General features: G+C 71.1%; 18 protein-coding genes and 1 pseudogene. 15 read left to right on the forward strand and 4 right to left on the reverse strand.

What is annotated here, in order from left to right; genetic code table 11:
- Window positions 1–155: 155 nt before the first annotated feature.
- Window positions 156–2,261 (reverse strand): alpha-galactosidase, encoded by a 2,106-nt coding sequence (locus tag F8274_RS00170; RefSeq protein ID WP_151460207.1) that lies wholly within the window; start codon window positions 2,259–2,261, stop codon window positions 156–158.
- Window positions 2,262–2,513: 252 nt separating this feature from the next.
- Between F8274_RS00170 and F8274_RS00175 the strand changes: the two genes are divergently transcribed.
- From F8274_RS00175 to F8274_RS31020, 15 genes and pseudogenes are all read left to right on the forward strand, one after another.
- Window positions 2,514–3,803, forward strand: a complete 1,290-nt coding sequence (locus tag F8274_RS00175) for an ABC transporter substrate-binding protein (RefSeq protein ID WP_151460208.1) — start codon at window positions 2,514–2,516, stop codon at window positions 3,801–3,803.
- 228 nt (window positions 3,804–4,031) lie between these two features.
- Window positions 4,032–4,859, forward strand: coding sequence for a carbohydrate ABC transporter permease (locus F8274_RS00180; RefSeq protein ID WP_225853484.1), 828 nt, complete (start codon window positions 4,032–4,034; stop codon window positions 4,857–4,859).
- Window positions 4,856–5,686 (forward strand): carbohydrate ABC transporter permease, encoded by an 831-nt coding sequence (locus F8274_RS00185; RefSeq protein WP_151460210.1) that lies wholly within the window; start codon window positions 4,856–4,858, stop codon window positions 5,684–5,686. The genes F8274_RS00180 and F8274_RS00185 overlap by 4 nt, the downstream gene beginning before the upstream one ends.
- An 80-nt stretch (window positions 5,687–5,766) precedes the next feature.
- A complete protein-coding gene (locus F8274_RS00190) occupies window positions 5,767–6,615 on the forward strand; it encodes a fumarylacetoacetate hydrolase family protein (RefSeq protein ID WP_151460211.1) in 849 nt (282 codons plus the stop codon).
- Window positions 6,612–7,994, forward strand: a complete 1,383-nt coding sequence (locus F8274_RS00195; RefSeq protein WP_151460212.1) for an L-fuconate dehydratase — start codon at window positions 6,612–6,614, stop codon at window positions 7,992–7,994. The genes F8274_RS00190 and F8274_RS00195 overlap by 4 nt, the downstream gene beginning before the upstream one ends.
- Window positions 7,991–8,767 (forward strand): SDR family NAD(P)-dependent oxidoreductase, encoded by a 777-nt coding sequence (locus F8274_RS00200; RefSeq protein WP_151460213.1) that lies wholly within the window; start codon window positions 7,991–7,993, stop codon window positions 8,765–8,767. The genes F8274_RS00195 and F8274_RS00200 overlap by 4 nt, the downstream gene beginning before the upstream one ends.
- A gap of 16 nt (window positions 8,768–8,783) precedes the next feature.
- The gene (locus F8274_RS00205) at window positions 8,784–9,095 is read left to right on the forward strand and encodes an L-rhamnose mutarotase (RefSeq protein WP_151460214.1); all 312 of its coding nucleotides are present in this window, start codon (window positions 8,784–8,786) and stop codon (window positions 9,093–9,095) included.
- Window positions 9,096–9,127: 32 nt separating this feature from the next.
- Window positions 9,128–10,102 carry an aldo/keto reductase gene (locus F8274_RS00210; RefSeq protein WP_225853485.1) on the forward strand — a complete coding sequence of 325 codons (975 nt, stop codon included), beginning with the start codon at window positions 9,128–9,130 and terminating at the stop codon, window positions 10,100–10,102.
- Window positions 10,099–10,950 (forward strand): amidohydrolase, encoded by an 852-nt coding sequence (locus F8274_RS00215; protein WP_151460216.1) that lies wholly within the window; start codon window positions 10,099–10,101, stop codon window positions 10,948–10,950. Before F8274_RS00210 ends, F8274_RS00215 begins: the two co-directional genes overlap by 4 nt.
- Window positions 10,951–10,994: 44 nt before the next feature.
- The gene (locus tag F8274_RS00220) at window positions 10,995–11,666 is read left to right on the forward strand and encodes a FadR/GntR family transcriptional regulator (RefSeq protein ID WP_151460217.1); all 672 of its coding nucleotides are present in this window, start codon (window positions 10,995–10,997) and stop codon (window positions 11,664–11,666) included.
- Window positions 11,667–11,744: 78 nt separating this feature from the next.
- Window positions 11,745–12,518 carry a (Fe-S)-binding protein gene (locus F8274_RS00225; RefSeq protein ID WP_151460218.1) on the forward strand — a complete coding sequence of 258 codons (774 nt, stop codon included), beginning with the start codon at window positions 11,745–11,747 and terminating at the stop codon, window positions 12,516–12,518.
- Window positions 12,519–12,535: 17 nt separating this feature from the next.
- A complete protein-coding gene (locus F8274_RS00230) occupies window positions 12,536–13,945 on the forward strand; it encodes a lactate utilization protein B (RefSeq protein WP_151460271.1) in 1,410 nt (469 codons plus the stop codon).
- Window positions 13,942–14,544 (forward strand): LUD domain-containing protein, encoded by a 603-nt coding sequence (locus tag F8274_RS00235; RefSeq protein WP_151460219.1) that lies wholly within the window; start codon window positions 13,942–13,944, stop codon window positions 14,542–14,544. Before F8274_RS00230 ends, F8274_RS00235 begins: the two co-directional genes overlap by 4 nt.
- 283 nt (window positions 14,545–14,827) lie before the next feature.
- Window positions 14,828–15,067, forward strand: a pseudogene (locus F8274_RS00240) (RNA polymerase sigma factor); the annotation flags it as partial.
- Window positions 15,068–15,122: 55 nt separating this feature from the next.
- A complete protein-coding gene (locus tag F8274_RS31020) occupies window positions 15,123–15,554 on the forward strand; it encodes a hypothetical protein (RefSeq protein ID WP_192579629.1) in 432 nt (143 codons plus the stop codon).
- A gap of 105 nt (window positions 15,555–15,659) precedes the next feature.
- On the opposite strand, the gene F8274_RS00245 is transcribed toward F8274_RS31020, so the two are convergent.
- Genes F8274_RS00245 through F8274_RS00255 form a run of 3 tightly spaced genes read right to left on the reverse strand, consistent with a single transcriptional unit; the run spans window position 15,660 to window position 16,857 of the window.
- Entirely contained in the window at window positions 15,660–16,100 is a 441-nt protein-coding gene (locus F8274_RS00245; RefSeq protein ID WP_151460220.1) for a hypothetical protein, read from the reverse strand.
- On the reverse strand, window positions 16,097–16,675 hold the full coding sequence (locus F8274_RS00250; protein WP_151460221.1) for a CDP-alcohol phosphatidyltransferase family protein: 579 nt from the start codon (window positions 16,673–16,675) through the stop codon (window positions 16,097–16,099). The genes F8274_RS00245 and F8274_RS00250 overlap by 4 nt, the downstream gene beginning before the upstream one ends.
- Window positions 16,672–16,857: a hypothetical protein gene (locus F8274_RS00255; RefSeq protein WP_151460222.1), complete on the reverse strand. Its 186-nt coding sequence runs from the start codon at window positions 16,855–16,857 to the stop codon at window positions 16,672–16,674. Before F8274_RS00255 ends, F8274_RS00250 begins: the two co-directional genes overlap by 4 nt.
- Between the last annotated feature and the right edge of the window lie 4 nt (window positions 16,858–16,861).

A 16,861-nucleotide genomic window follows, 5' to 3' on the forward strand; every position in this document is an offset into this window, starting at 1 on the left:
GACCATCGTCGCGGGCAAATAGCCCCGGACGATGAGGGGCGTGGCCAGGCTGTTCCGGCATCGGGCTGGTGCGATGACGAGTCATCCGAGCACTGCCGGCCGGACCGTCATTCATCGGATGACCAGCGCTGGTCGCGCTGGTGGAAGCCGGCTGCCTAGTCGACGCGGACGAGGTGGACGACCGCGCTGGCGTAGTCCCCGGACGGCAACTGCGGGCGCAGTCCGTGGCCCAGCAGCACGGCGCCGTGCTGCACCTCGCCGGTCGCCTCGTCACGGTAACGGGCGGCCGGGTCCAGCCCCCGCAGCCGCACGGGCGCCGCCTCGCGGCCGAAGCACGGCGCGGGGAGCCAGAAGAAGACGACGGATTCGGTGCCGTCAACCGCGACGTACTGGGTCGCGGACAGGCCGTCGGACGGCGGCAGCAGCCGATAGACGTCCCCGTGCTGCACCACCGGTCGGATCCGCTTGTACTGCGCCACCAGGAGCCGAGCCTCCGCCAGCTCCTCGTCGGCCCACTCCGGCAGGTTGCCGCCGATGGCCAGCACGCCGGCCATGGCCACGTGGAAGCGGAACCGCAGCGGCACGGTCCGCCCGGTCAAGAAGTTCGGTACGTCAGTCACCCAGGCGGCCATGGTGACCGTGGGATAGATCTGGCCATAGCCGTGCTGGACCGACAACCGGTCCCGGGCGTCGGTGTTGTCCGACGGCCAGACCTCGTCCGTGCGGCGAAGGATGCCCAGGTCGACCCGGCCGCCGCCGCCCGAACACGTCTGGATCCGCAGGTGCGGGTGATCGGCGCGAAGGCGGTCCAGGACCCCGTACAGGTTCTCGACGTAGCGCACCCAGAGCCGGTCCGGATCGTCACCGCCGTCCGGCCAGCCGGCCTCGGTGAACGGTCGGTTCATGTCCCACTTCAGGAAGTCGACGTCGTTGCCGCCGACGAGTTCGTCCAGCCAGCCGTGCGCCCACTCCGCCACATCCGGCCTGGCGAAGTTGAGCACCAGCTGGTGGCGCAGCTCGGTACGGTGCCGGTTGCGCATGTGCAGGACCCAGTCCGGGCGCGCCCGGTGCAGATCGCTGTCCGGGTTCACCATCTCCGGCTCGACCCAGATGCCGAACCTCATGCCCAGCCGGTGCACCTCGGCCGCCAGCGGGGCCAGCCCGTTCGGGAATCGGTCCCGGTTCACCGTCCAGTCGCCCAGACCGGCGCGGTCGTCGACCCGGGCGCCGAACCAGCCGTCGTCCATCACGAACAACTCCGCTCCCAGCTCGGCCGCCTGGGCGGCGAGCCGCCGCTGACCGGGCTCGTCGACCGTGAACCCGGTCGCCTCCCAGGAGTTGTAGGTCACCGGTCGTAACTCCTGTGGGTGCGGCAGAACGTGCCCACGCACGTAGCGATGCCAGACCCGGCTGGTCGCCCCGTAACCGCCGACGCCGTAGAGACCGGCGAACACTGGCGTCTCCCGCCGCTCGCCCGGCGCCAGCCGCCAGGAGACGCCCTCATGGCCGGCCCCACCGGTCACGCAGACGACATCGGTCGGGGTACGGCTCAGGGTGATCCGCCACGTGCCGCTCCACGCCAGGGCGCCGCTGAAGACCTCACCGTGTTCCTCGCTCGCGTCGCCGGCGTCGATGGTGAACCAGGGGTTGGCGTGGTGGCCGGTGGTCCCGCGCCGGCTTGTCAGCACCGTCTCGCCGCGGGCGAGGTCGACCCGTTCCACCTGGCTCTCCCCGCCCCAGTGGCCGGTCACATGGCGTACGACGTAGCCCGCGCGGGCTGGGACCGGCCAGGTCGCCGAGTCGGCCCGCAGCACCTCGACCGGCACGTCGCCGGTATTCGCCAGCGACGTCCACCGCTCGACGACGTCGCTGTCCGGATACACGCGGTAGTGGAGGCTGACCTCGAACGGGTAGTGCCGGTCGACCAGCCGGATCGACAGCGTGTCGGCGTTGCGTTCCTGGCCGGCGAAGGCGAGCTCCAGGCCCCGCGTGCCGTCGGCGAACCGTACCTGGAGCGCGGGCACACCGAACCGGGCCCCACCCTCGACCGGGAACTCCTCGATGTCGTACACCCGGCCCTCGAACTGGGTCAACGTGGCGGGACGCGGCGCCGGCACGGTGCTCGCCTGGGCCAGCGTCAGCCGCGGTCCCCAGTAGAGGTGGCGCAACACACCGTCATCACCCAGGCGCAACGCGTACCCGGTACCGGGGGTGGAGAGCAGCCAGGTCCGGGTCGCGGCGTCGAACTCAACTCCAGGCATCCGCGAAGCGTACGACCCGGCGGTCGATGGCTCGGTGCCGCGGGCATGGGCATTCGGCACCGGTCCAAACGGGCGAAGTCGCTCGAATCCAAGGAATGCCGCGAACCGGGCAGTCATCCGATCGATCCGGGGAGGGATGACGCCTTTTCCGGCTTCGGGCGTTGACACTCCGCCCAAAGATCGGATGTACTGCGCTCCGGCGTTGCCCCCTCGCCACTCCCACCACTGTCCGACCACACGAGAGGTGGCTCAATGCGGAACAAGCCCCGAGCATTCCGGGTGGCGGCCGCACTCGCGGCCGTCGTAGCCCTCAGCGCCTGCACGGTCGGTGACAACTCGTCCACCGTGGACGGCAAGCAGGAGGTCACCTTCCTGACCTTCGAGACGCCGAACCTCACCCCCGGGTACTGGGATGCCGCGATCAAGCGGGTGACCGCCAAGAATCCGGACATCACCGTCAAGAAGCTGGTGGCCCCGACCGCGGACGGTCGGACGGCGTACGCCAAGCAGCTGCTGCAGTCGGGCCAGTTCCCGGACGTCATGATCGCGGTGTCCCCGGCCGGGTTCGCCGAGGCCGGAAATCTCTACGCGTGGCAGCCGGACGAGCTGAAGGACTTCCTCTATCCGACGGCGAACCCGATCAACGGGAAGTACTACCAGCTCCCGGCCAACACCCAGACCATCCCGCCGATCTACTACAACAAGAAGATGTTCGCCGACGCCGGCGTCACCGCGACCCCGAAGACCTGGGCCGAGCTGCTCGACGCGTCGGCGAAGCTGAAGGCGAAGGGGATGACGCCGTTCGTCATCGGCGGTGGCAAGGACGGCTTCGCCTCGTCGATGATCCTGTCCGGCCTCGTGAGTGTCGACCTGTACGCGAAGACGCCGGACTGGCTGACCAAGCGACGGTCGAACCAGGCGAAGTTCGCCGACCCCGACTTCGAGAAGGCCCTGGGCAAGTTCGCCGACCTGGCCGCCAAGGGCTACCTCGACAAGTCGGCGGTCTCCCGGGACTACGCGGCCACAGAACAGGCGTTCCTGGACGGCAAGGGCGCGATGTATCCGATGGGAAACTGGTTCGCGGCGAACGCCGACACCAAGAAGCCCGGCTTCGAGATCGGCGTGTTCAACGTCCCGACCGAGGACGGCACGGTCGTGGCGCCCGCCTACACCGGCGGCGGCATGATCGTCAGCGCGAAGGCCAAAAACCTCGACGCGGCCAAGAAGTTCGCGCTGGCGTTCCAGCTCGACAAGGAGCAGCTCGACGCGTCCGTCAAGGCCGACGGACTCTTCCCCGCGATCAAGGGCTACACACTGCCCTCCGACGTGGGTCCGGTGTTCAAGGCGGGATACGAGCTCTACCAGCAGGCGCAGGCCCAGGAGGCCGTCGTGCACGCATTCCGCTGGGAGACGGCCGACGACGGACTGCTGCCCGGAATGGCCGACAAGGTCGACGCGGCCGCACAGGACCTGATCACCGGACGCAGGACGCCCGCCCAGGCGGCCGCCTTCCTCGACACGGAATGGTCGAAGGCCGGCTGATCCGGCGACGCGTACGACCGGGTGTGGAGAGCGCCTCGCTCTCCACACCCCCGCGGTCGCACCGAGGCCGGCGACGGTCGACCGGTAGGAACGGAAGGAGTAGGCGCCATGGTTGCCCAGGTCGCTAGGCCTGCCACACGGCCCGCACCGGAGGAGACGACAAGAACCCGGCGACGACGGCCCCTGGGGCCGGCCCTCGGGCACTTCGCATCGTTCGCCGCGCCGGGGGTGCTGATCTACGCCTGCTTCGTCCTGGCGCCGATCCTGGTCAGCCTCGGCTACAGCCTGACCAACTACAACCCGTTCAACCCGCCGACGAGGTACGTGGGACTGGACAACTACCAGCTGTTGCTGCGCGACGACCAGTTCCTCACGGCGCTGCGGGTGACGAGCATCCTCACCGTGATCGTGGTGATCGTGCCGAACGTGCTCGGGCTGGCGGTCGCGCTGCTGCTCGACCGGCACGGATGGCTCTACAACGCCCTGCGCAGCGTCTTCTTCACCCCGGTCATCCTGAGCTCCGTGGTCGTGAGCGTCATCTGGTCGCGCCTGCTGGACAGCGAAGGACCGCTCAACGAGGCGCTGAGGGCCCTCGGGGTCGACCAGCCCCCCGGCTGGCTCTCCGATCCGGCCGTCGCCCTGTACTCGGTGGCGTCGATCATCAGCTGGCAGATGCTCGGCTTCTGCGTCGTGGTCTACCTCGCCGGCCTCCAGGGTGTGCCCGTCGAGCTGCAGGAGGCCGCCGCCATCGACGGCGCCGGCCCGGTCCGCCGGTTCCGCGCCGTCACCTGGCCGATGCTGGCGCCCGCCCTGACCGTCAACACCGTCGTCCTGCTGATCTCGGCGTTCAAGGCATACGACTACATCAAGGTGATCACCAACGGTGGGCCGGGATCCGGCACCACCGCCACCATCGCCTTCAACGTGCTCCAGACCGGCTTCGACGCCAACCACGGTGGCTACGCCTCCGCCATGGCGATCCTGATGTTGCTCATCGTCGCGGTCGTGACCGCGATCGCGCTGAGGTTCCTGCAGCGCCGGGAGGTGGACCTGTGAAACATGGCAAACCGTCGTGGCTGCGCCCCGGGGTCGCGATCACGCTCGCCGCGGTCTTCTTCGTGCCGCTGTACTTCGTCCTGGCGAACGTCTTCAAACCCGGTGACCTGATCGCCAAGCAACCCGCCAAGCTTCCGCTGCCGCCCACACTGGCCAACATCGAGGCGGTGCTCACCCGACCGGACCGCCTGTTCTGGGTCAGCCTCACCAACAGCATCGTCGTCACCCTCCTGTCGGTGCTGGTGCTCATCGTGCTCTCCGCGATGCTCGGCCACTACCTCGCCCGCACCCGCAATCGGTGGACGCGGGCACTGACCCTGCTCCTGCTGTGCGGGCTCATGATCCCGCCGCAGGTGATCCTCATACCGATCACCGACGTGCTGCGGTTCACCCACCTGATGGCGACACTGCAGGGTCTGGTGCTGTTCAACGTCGGCTACTACGTACCGTTCGGCATCTTCGTCTTCATGGGCTTCATCCGCGCCGTACCGGTCGAACTCGAAGAGGCGGCACGCATCGACGGTGCGAGTCGGATGCAGGTCTTCTGGCGGGTCGTCTTCCCGTTGCTGCGCCCCGCGACCGCGAGCGTCGTCATCTTCCTCAGCGTGTGGATCTGGAACGACTTCATCAATCCGCTGATCATTCTCGGCCCGAGCCAGGGGACCACGATCACCACCGGCATCTACCGCTCGATCGGGCAGTACCAGGCGGATTTCGGCAGCCTCTTCGCGCTGATGTTCCTGGCCACGCTGCCCGTGCTGATCTTCTACCTGGCTCTCCAACGACAGTTCGTCAAAGGCCTGACCGGAGGCGCCACCAAGGGATAGCCGGGGCGCCGCGGCGCATTGACGTGAGCTGTGTGAGAACTGACGTATTGGATGTGCGACATGGATTCTGGGGGCGACGCATGAGGCTCTTGAGGGTGGGCGCACCAGGACAGGAACGCCCGGCACTGCTGGACGAGGCCGGGCGACTGCGCGACCTCAGCGGGTTGATCGACGACCTCGACGCGTCGTTCCTCGCCACCCACGGCATCCGGCGGCTGACAGAAGTCCCGACGGCCGAGTTGCCGGTGCTCACCACCGAAGGACTGCGCATCGGACCACCGCTGCGGCCGAACAAGATCGTTTGCATCGGCCTGAACTACCGGGACCACGCCGCCGAGACCGGTGCCCCGATCCCGAGCGAGCCGGTCGTCTTCCTGAAGGCCCCGGACACCGTGGTGGGACCCGACGACACGGTTCTCGTACCGCGCGGCAGCACGAAGACCGACTGGGAGGTCGAGCTCGCCGTCGTCATCGGACGCACCGCCCGCTACCTGTCCAGCGTCGACGAGGCGATGCACTGCGTCGCCGGCTATGCCGTCGCCCACGACGTCTCCGAGCGCGAGTTCCAACTCGAACGTGGCGGCCAGTGGGACAAGGGCAAGTCCTGTGAGACCTTCAACCCGCTCGGACCCTGGCTGGTCACCGCCGACGAGGTGCCCGACCCGCAGGCCCTGAGGCTGCGGCTGTGGGTCAACGGTGACCTGCGGCAGGACGGCACCACCGCCAACATGGTCTTTCCGGTGGGGGAGATCATCCGCTACCTGAGCCAGTTCATGGTCCTCCACCCGGGCGACGTGATCAACACCGGCACCCCGGCCGGAGTGGCACTGGGGCAACCCGAGCCGAAGCCGTACCTGGTCGCGGGTGACGTCGTCGAGCTGGAGATCGACGGGCTGGGGCGGCAGCGCCAGGAGATGGGGCAGGCATGAACTTCACCGAGCTGGAGGTCCTCGACGTCCGCTTCCCGACCTCGCGCGAGTTGGACGGCTCCGACGCCATGAACCCCGACCCCGACTACTCGGCCGCCTACCTCGTGGTGCGCACCGACGAGGTGGACGGGCACGAGGGGCACGGCTTCGCGTTCACCATCGGGCGCGGCAACGAGGTGCAGGCGGCCGCGATCGCCTCGCTGCGGCCGTACCTGCTCGGCAGGTCGGTGGAGGCGGTCCTGGCCGACCTCGGCGGCTTCTGGCGCGAGCTCGTCCACGACTCGCAGCTGCGCTGGCTCGGCCCGGAGAAGGGCGTCATGCACATGGCGATCTCCGCCGTGATCAACGCCCTGTGGGACCTGCGGGCCAAGCGGGCGGGGCTGCCGCTGTGGCAGCTGCTGAGCCGGCTGAGCCCGGAGGAGCTCGTCGAGCTGATCGACTTCCGCTATCTCACCGACGCCCTGACCCGCGACGAGGCGCTGCGGATCCTGCGCACCGCACAACCGGGACGCGCCGAACGGGAGGAGTTGCTGCGGCGCGAGGGGTTCCCGGCCTACACCACGTCGCCGGGCTGGCTGGGCTACGACGACGACAAACTGCGCCGCCTGTGCAAAGAAGCGGTGGCGGAGGGCTTCACCCAGATCAAGCTGAAGGTCGGCGCGGTTCTGGCCGACGACATCCGGCGGATGGACATTGCCCGGCAGACCTGCGGGCCGGACGTCCGCATCGCGGTCGACGCCAACCAGCGCTGGGACGTGCCGGAGGCGATCAGCTGGATGCGCGAGCTGGCCCCGTTCGACCCGTACTGGATCGAGGAGCCGACCAGCCCGGACGACGTCGTCGGGCACGCCGCGATCGCCCGCGGGGTGGCACCCATCCGGGTCGCGACGGGCGAACACATCGCCAACCGGGTCGTCTTCAAGCAGTTGCTCCAGCTCGAGGCGATCTCCTACGTGCAGATCGACGCGGCTCGGGTCGCCGGGGTCAACGAGGTTCTCGCGATCCTGCTGCTGGCGGCGAAGTTCCGGGTGCCCGTGTGCCCGCACGCGGGCGGGGTGGGCCTCTGCGAGTTGGTCCAGCACCTGTCGATGTTCGACTTCGTCGCCGTGTCCGGCTCGATGCAGGACCGGGTCATCGAATATGTCGACCACCTGCACGAACATTTCGTCGATCCGGTGGAGGTCTCGCGCGGCCGCTACCACGCGCCGACCGCACCGGGCTTCAGCGCCACCATGCGGCCGGAGACGCTGGCCGAGTACGTCTTCCCGCACGGCCCGGCCTGGTCCGCGGCGGGCGCGCCCGGTCCGACGGTGAGTGGGAGCGGCGGCGGGCGGCGCCGCGACGAGGACGACCGGACCGATGGTGAGGTGGAACGGTGACGGGTGAAGGAGGCGAGTTCGCCCGGTTGAAGGCCCTGGTGACCGGCGGGGCGTCGGGCATCGGGCTGGCGACGGCGACCCTGCTGGCGGAGCGTGGCGCCCGCGTGGCCTGTCTGGACCTGCGCCCCGACGCGGCGCCCGAGCCGCTGCTCGGTTTCGCGGCGGACGTCGCCGACGATCCCTCGGTGCGCGAGGCCGTGGCCGCCGCCGCCCAGGCGCTCGGTGGCATCGACGTACTGGTCAACAACGCCGGCATCGGAGCTCGCGGCACGGTGGAGAGCAACCCGGACGACGAGTGGCACCGGGTGCTCGACGTGAACGTGGTCGGGATCGTCCGGGTGACCCGCGCCGCACTGCCGCACCTGCGCGCGTCGCCCCACGCGGTGATCGTCAACACCTGCTCCATCGCGGCGACCGCCGGCCTGCCGGACCGGGCGCTCTACAGCGCCAGCAAGGGGGCTGTGCAGTCACTGACGTTGGCGATGGCGGCCGACCACCTGCGGGAGGGGATCCGGGTCAACTGCGTCAACCCCGGCACGGCGGACACGCCGTGGGTGCGTCGGCTGCTGGAGGCGGCCGAGGACCCGACGGCGGAGCTGGCCGCGTTGCAGGCCCGCCAGCCCCTCGGCCGGTTGGTCAGCGCGAACGAGGTGGCGGCGGCGATCGCCTACCTCGCGAGCCCCCTCGCCGGGTCGACCACCGGCAGTGTCCTCGCCGTCGACGGCGGCATGCAGGGGCTGCGGCCGCGCCCCGCCGCGGATCGTCCTGACTGAGGGAAGGAGCTGCCCCATGCAACGGATCGCCCTGCACACCCGGCTCAAGCCGGGCAGGGAAGGCGAGTACGACACCGTGCACCGGGTCATCCCCGCCGAGCTGGACAGCGCGCTGCGCGCGGCCGGGGTGCGCTCGTGGCGAATCTGGCGGGACGGGCGCGACCTGTTCCATCTGGTCGAGGTCGAGGACTACCAGCGGATGCGACACGAGTTGCGGGATCATCCCGCGAACGTGCCCTGGCAGGCCCGGATGGCGGAGTTGCTGGAGGTCGAGGACGACTACTCCGGGGCCGACTCGGGGCTGCGCCTCGTCTGGGAGCTGCCGTGACCGCTGTCCGGTTGGGGCGGTCCGAGGTGACCGTGAGTCCGCAGGGTCTCGGCTGCGCCCAACTCGGCAATCTGTACACGGCGCTGCAGGACCCGGAGGCCGCGGACACCGTGGCGGCGGCCTGGGAGTCGGGCATCCGGTACTTCGACACCGCTCCCCACTACGGTCTCGGGCTCTCCGAGCGCCGGCTCGGCGACGCGCTGCGCAGCCTGCCCCGACCCTCGTACTCGGTCAGCACCAAGGTGGGTCGCCTGCTCGTGCCGGACCCCGCCGGAGCGGCGCGACCAGACCCGGCGGGCTTCCACGTGCCGGCCGACCACCGTCGGGTGTGGGACTTCAGCGCCGACGGGGTGCACCGTTCGCTGGAGGCGAGCCTGGTCCGGCTCGGCCTGGACCGGATCGACGTGGTGCTCATCCACGATCCGGAGGACCACCAGACTCAGGCGCTCGAGGAGGCCTATCCCGCCCTGCACGACCTGCGGGCGCAGGGTGTCGTCGGCGCGATCGGGGTCGGGTCCAAGCGGTGGCAGGTGCTGCACCGGTTCGTCACCGAGACCGAACTCGACGCCGTCATGGTCGCCGGCCGGTACACGCTGTTGGAGCAGCCCGCGCTGGACACGCTGCTGCCGGAGTGCGCGCACCGCGGCGTCTCCGTACTCAACGCGGGCGTCTTCAACAGCGGTCTGCTCGCCGTCGACCGGCCACACGCCGGGCTGCCCTACGAGTACCACGACGCGCCGGCCCCGATGGTTGACCGGGTGCGGGCGATCGCCGCCGTCTGCGCCCGGCACGGGACCTCGCTGCCGGCGGCGGCGCTCGCCTTCGCCGGCGCGCACCCCGCGGTGGCGGCGGTGGTGGTCGGGGCGCACGACTCCCGGCAGGTGCGGCGGAACGCGGCGCTGCAGGCAGCCGCACCACCGCCGGCCGAATTCTGGTCCGAGCTGGTCGTCGAAGGACTGCTGCGCCCGGATGCCCCGGTCCCGATCCGTCCGTCGGGCCGGCCATGATCGTCGACGCGCACCACCACCTGTGGCGGATCGACGACGGCTACCGGTGGCTCGACGAGCCGGACCTGGCCCCGATCCGCCGGTCGTTCCTGCCCGCCGATCTCCAGCCGGAGCTGTCCGCCGCCGGCGTCGACCGGACGATCCTGGTGGAGGGCGGGCGCTGCGACACCGCGGAGGCGGCCGTCCTGCTCGAGTACGGGAGCAGCACCGCGGCGATCGGCGGGGTGGTCGCGTGGGCCGACCCGGCCGACCCCGCGCTCGCGGACACCATCGCCCGCTACCGCCACCTGCCCGGGGGCGGGTTGCTGGTGGGCGTCCGGCCGCAACTGCAGGGCGAGGCGGACCCGGAATACCTCGACCGCCCGCAGGTCCGGCGCGGGCTTCGTACCGTCGCCGGGGCCGGCCTGGCATTCGACGTCGTGGTCCGGGTCGACCAGCTCGGGGCGGTGGCCCGGGCCGCCCGCGCCGTGCCGGAGCTCGGCTTCGTCCTCGACCACCTGGGCAAACCCCGCATCCGCGACGGCGCGGCCGGCCTGGCCGAATGGGCGGATCCGGTCGCGGAACTCGCGGCACTGCCGAACGTCACCGCCAAGCTCTCCGGGCTGGTCACCGAGGCGGACTGGAACCGGTGGCGGGTCGCCGACCTGCGCCCGTTCGTCGGCGCGGCCGTGGCGCTGTTCGGCCCCGAACGGCTGATGTTCGGCTCGGACTGGCCGGTCTGCCGGCTGGCCGCCGACTACGGCGCGGTGCTGTCGGCGGTGGCCGAGGCGTTGCCGCCGCTGTCGCCGCAGGAGCGGGCGGCGGTGTTCGGCGACACCGCGGCGCGAACCTACCGACTCGGCCCCTGAGCACGTACCGGTTTTCGTGGTAGATAGGGACGGTGAAGGAACGCATGGCGGTCACCGACGAGGCGATCGGCAAGATCAAGCAGATGATCGTCGCGGGCGAACTGCGCCCCGGTGATCGGCTGCCGCGCGAACCCGACCTCGCCGAGCGGCTCGGCCTGTCCCGCAACTCCCTGCGCGAGGCGGTCAAAGCGCTGTCGCTGATCCGGGTGCTCGACGTGCGCCAGGGCGACGGCACATACGTGACGAGCCTCGACCCGGCGATGCTGCTCGACGCGCTGAGCTTCGTCGTCGACTTTCACCGGGACGACACCGTCCTCCAGTTCCTGGAGGTACGCCGCATTCTCGAGCCGGCCGCCACCGCGCTCGCCGCGCAGCGGATCGGTGATGAGGAACTCGCCAAGCTCTGGAGCGTGCTGGACGCGCTCGGCGAGGATCCGAGCATCGACGAACTCGTCGCCAACGATCTGGAGTTCCATCGGCAGATCGCGGCCTGCGCGGGCAACAAACTGCTCAGCTCGCTGCTCGACAGCCTCTCCGGCCCGACCACCCGCGCCCGCATCTGGCGGGGACTGACGCAGGAGGGCGCCGTCCACAAGACCCGTGAACAGCACGCCGCGATCCTGGAGGCCATCGCCTCCCGGCAACCCGAGCTGGCCCGATCGTGGGCGACGGTCCACATCGCCGGCGTCGAGGAATGGCTGGGCCGCATTGTCTGAGCGTGCCGGCCCGCCGGCAGATGCCGAGGTGCTGAACCCCGGGCGCGCTCATGCCGAAGACGGGACGGGTGGCTGACGATGCGGATCGCCCTGTTCGTGACCTGCCTCGCCGACACCCTCTTCCCGGAGGCGGCCAGAGCGACGGTACGGCTGCTGGAACGCCTCGGCCACGAGGTCGTCTTCCCCGAGGACCAGACCTGCTGCGGGCAGATGCACGTCAACACCGGCTATCCGGACGAGGCGCTGCGGCTGGTGCGCCGGCACGTGCGGGTCTTCGCCCCGTACGACGTGGTGGTGGCGCCGTCCGGCTCGTGCGTCGGGTCGGTGCGGCATCAGCACGCGACGGTGGCGCGCCGGGCGGGGGATGAGCGGCTGGCGAGCCGGGCGGAGGAGGTGGCCGCGCGGACGCATGAACTGTCGGAACTGCTGGTCGACGTGCTGGGGGTGACCGATGTCGGAGCGTACTTTCCGCACCGGGTGACGTACCACCCGACCTGTCACTCCCTGCGCATGCTCCGCGTCGGGGACAAGCCGCTGCGGCTGCTGCGCGAGGTGCGGGGCCTGGAGCTGGTGGAGTTGCCGCAGGCGGAGCAGTGCTGCGGCTTCGGCGGCACCTTCGCGGTGAAGAACGCGGACACCTCGACGGCCATGCTGGCGGACAAGATGCGCAACGTGCTGGCTGCGAGGGCGGACGTGTGCACGGCCGGGGACGCCTCCTGCCTGATGCACATCGGCGGCGGGCTGTCCCGCCTGCGGGCGGGGGTGCGGACGGTGCACCTGGCGGAGATCCTGGCCAGCACGGAACGGTCGGCGACGGCCGGTGAGCGGGACCGGTTGGAGGTGCGACCGTGAGCCGGACCTTCCTGGGCATGCCGACGCCTGCTCCGCGCGGGGTGGGGCATCTGCGTGGCGACGAGCCGTTCCCGGCCGCGGCCCGGCGGGCGTTGGGTGACGCCCAGCTTCGCCGGAACCTGCGGCACGCCACCACGACGATCCGCGGCAAGTCGGGGGCGGTGATCGGCGAGGTGCCGGACTGGCAGGAGTTGCGGGCCGCCGGCCGGGCGATCAAGACCGACACCATGGCCCGCCTGCCCGAGCTGCTCGAACAGCTGGAGGCGGCGGTCACCGCGGCCGGCGGCACGGTGCACTGGGCGGCCGACGCGGTCGAGGCGAACCGGATCGTCACCGACCTGGTCCGGGCCGCCGGCGCCGACCGGGTGATGAAGGTCAAGTCGATGGCGACGCAGGAGATCGGCCTGAACGAGGCTCTGGAGGCGGCCGGGATCGAGCCGGTGGAGACCGACCTGGCCGAGCTGATCGTCCAGCTCGGGCGGGACAAGCCCAGCCACATCCTGGTGCCGGCGATCCACCGCAACCGGGCCGAGATCCGGGAGATCTTCCTGCGTGAGATGCCCGGCGTCGATCCAGGGCTGACCGACGAGCCGGCGGCCCTGGCGGCGGCGGCCCGCCGGCATCTGCGGCGGACCTTCCTCAGCACGAAGGTGGCGATCTCCGGGGCGAACTTCGCCGTCGCCGAGACGGGCACCCTGGCCGTGGTGGAGTCGGAGGGCAACGGGCGGATGTGCCTCACCCTGCCCGACACGCTGATCACGGTGATGGGCATCGAGAAGGTCATCCCGACCTGGCGGGACCTGGAGGTCTTCCTCCAACTGCTGCCCCGGGCGTCGACCGGGGAGCGGATGAACCCCTACACCTCGATGTGGACCGGCGTCACGCCGGGCGACGGCCCGCAGACGTTCCACCTGGTGCTGCTGGACAACGGCCGCAGCGCGGTGCTCGCCGACGAGGTGGGGCGGCAGGCGCTGCACTGTATCCGCTGCTCGGCCTGCCTGAACGTCTGCCCCGTGTACGAACGCACCGGCGGGCACGCGTACGGGTCGGTCTATCCGGGGCCGATCGGGGCGGTGCTCTCCCCGCAACTGACCGGCGTGGCCGACAACGCCTCCCTGCCGTATGCCTCGTCGCTCTGCGGCGCCTGCTACGACGCCTGCCCCGTGATGATCGACATCCCGTCGATCCTGGTCCACCTGCGCGCCGAGGCCCCCCACCCCCGCGCCGAGGCGGCGGCGATGGCCGTGGCCGCGTACACCATGGACCACCCGGCGCTGTACGCGGCCGCGCAGCGCGCCGCGAAGCTGAGCCGGCTCGCCGGCCCGCGCGGACGCGGCCTGCCACCACCGCTGTCCGGCTGGGCCGCCAGCCGTGACCTGCCGCAGCCGCCATCGGAGACCTTCCGCCAGTGGTGGGCCGAGCGGTGAGCGCGCGCGACCTCGTCCTCGGCCGGCTCCGGGCCGCACTCGGCGAGCCACGGACCGCGCCGGCTCCGGTGCCGCGGGGCTACCGGAGCACCGGATCCGTCGCCGCCGACCTCGACCTGCTCGTCCACCGGCTCACCGACTACCGGGCCACGGTGCACCGGTGCGCCGACGCCGACGTCGCCCGGACCGTCGACGAACTGCTCGGCGGCCGGCAGATCGTCGTGCCACCCGAACTGCCCCGGCACTGGCTGCCGGACAGCGTCACCCCGGTGCTGGACGACAACCTCACCGCGGCGCGGATCGCGACCCTGGACGGGGTCGTCACCGCGGCGGCGGTGGCCGTGGCCGAAACGGGCACGATCCTGCTCGACGGGGCCCCCGACCAGGGCCGCCGGATCATCACGCTGCTGCCGGACGTGCACGTGTGCGTCGTGCGAACCGAGCAGGTCGTCGCCACCGTGCCGGACGCCCTCACCCGGGTCGATCCGCACCGACCCCTGACCTGGATCAGCGGGCCGTCGGCCACCAGTGACATCGAACTCAACCGGGTCGAGGGCGTCCACGGACCCCGGAACCTGCACGTCATCATCACGGCGTGATCCGGGCCAGCGGGTGAACCTCAACAACCACGGGCTTCTGCTCGTCGACATTTGAGCAACCTGTTCGCCGAGGGGACCGCGGCAGACCAGCACGCCTGATCAGCGCGCCGACGACGCGCAGCCCGCGGCGTCCCCGGACGTCGAACGGCCGGCACGGGGCGGTGCCGGCGCCCCAGCATCCGATGCGCACGACCAGCGGCGGATCCGGATGCCGGGGCCTGTCACCAGTTCGGACATGAACCTGCTGGGCCCGCGCGCCGACTGAACAGGTGAAGGAGGGCCGATGAGCGATGAGTTGCTGGTGGTCCGCTGTCAGCTGGGTGAGCGGGAGGCCTTCACCGAGCTGGTGCAGGGCTGGCATCCGGCGGTCGAGCGGTACGTCAGGCGGATGCTCGGCGGGTCCGACGACGACGTGGTGCAGGAGATCTGGCTGGCGGTCTTCAGAGGGCTGCCGAGGCTGCGGCGGCCGGACCGGTTCACCCCGTGGCTGTTCACCATCGCCCGTCGGGCAGTGCTGAACCGGCTGCGGGACGCGTACACGTGCCCGGAAACCGAACCGATCGACGACCTGCCGGGAGATGACGAGGCGGACGGTGTCGTCGACCGGGAGACCGTCGCCGGCGTTCGCCGGTCTCGCCGGGAGCGCCCTGCTGAGCCTGCTCTGGGCGACGGAGCCCAACCTGCCGGCGCGCACGAGGGTGGCCTTCGCGGTCCTGGTGGCGATCGGGTTGTGCTGGGCGACGTTCGGCGGCTGGGCTGTGACGCGACGGACGCCGCTGTTTGCCCGGGACCGGGTCGTCGCCGGCTGGCTCGGCGTCGGCGCCTGGCTGGCGTTCACCGTCGGCGCGTTGGTCATCGCCGTTCTGCGGCACCAGCTCGAACCGTCGCTGGTGGGCGTCGTGCTCACGCTGGGCGTGCTGGCTGCCGCGAACCTGCGGGCGGCCCGCCGCGCGAGGGCGGTGCTGGTGCGCCGCAGGACCGAGCTGGCCGGTGGCAACGACGTGCGGTGAGTGTGTCGGCCGATCGGGACGGCACCGGTAACGCAGCGCGAGTGGGGGACCGGCTCGGGTCCCTGACCTGAGCGGTCCCTCGCGCAGGCGGCCGGATCCCTGACGTCAGGCGAGGCCGGGGGCACAGGCGACGGCCACGAAGCGGACCGCGCGGCCGGCCAGGCAGATCGCGGTGAAGACGACCGGGCGCATCGTCGTGGTTCCGACGTAGACGCTGGTGGCCAGCAGTGGCGGCAGGCCGGTGGTGGCGCTCACCGCGAGCAGGGCTGCGGCGGGCCACGGCCGGTCGGGTGGTGGGCGGCGGTGCCGGCCGGTGCGGCGTACGGAAGCCAGCTTGCGCTGGAGCCACGCCGACCGCACCGTGCCCCGCGAGGCCAGGAAGAGCACGACCTTCCCGGCGGTCTGACCGGCCGCGGCGGCCAGGCCCAGCGCCACCGGATGACCGTGCCCGGCGGCCGTGGTGGCTACCAGGTAGGGCTCGATCGGGACGAATGGCAGCACGGCCGAGACGATCCCGACGGCCGCGGCCGCCAGGATCGCGATCATCGCGAGCCGCAGACCGGGGTGGGGATGATTGTCGTGGGAGGTGTCAGCCGGGTCGCGGCGACCAGCGAGGCGACCTTGACGGCGGTGACGGCGAGCGCGAACGCCAGCGGCGGCCACGGTGACGGGCTGAGCACGACCAGGACGATGAGGGCGCCGGTGTTGACGGCCTTCGCCGGCGGCGACCAGTTCCACCACCAGATCCGGCGGTCGACCTGCGCGAAGTAGTTCGGGCTGAGCAGCGGCCAGCGCAGGAACGCCAGGCTCAGCAGCCGGTCGACGACCATGAACTGGACGAGGAACACGCCCACCGGCAGCGCGGTGTCGGGTCGCAGGACGATCAACGCGGCGGCGCAGGTGGCGGTGCAGGCACGGTCGGCGACGATGTCGAAGACGGCACCCACCCGGGTCTCCTGGCCGAGTGCGCGGGCGGCGGCGCCGTCGGCGATGTCGCCGACCCAGTAGGTGGCGTACGCCGCGATCAGCAGGGCCGGGCTGCGCTGCGCCAGAGCCGTCACCGCCAGTCCGACCGCGACCACCGTGCGGACCGCGGTGATCGCGTTGGGCGCATGTCTCATTCGGCGTCCTTGAGGATGCGTTCCACCTCGCCGGTACGCCGGTTGAGCTCGGCAAGCTGATCGCGTACCTGGCTCATGGTGCGCTCGGTGCGCTCGGTCAGCTCGGCGTGACGCCGCTGCTGCTCGGCCCGGGAACGGGTGCCGAGGAACCAGATGACCGCGACGATCAGCCCGCCGGCCACGATG

The sequence above is a fragment of the Micromonospora sp. AMSO31t genome, assembly GCF_008868175.1.
Classification (GTDB): Bacteria; Actinomycetota; Actinomycetes; order Mycobacteriales; family Micromonosporaceae; genus Micromonospora.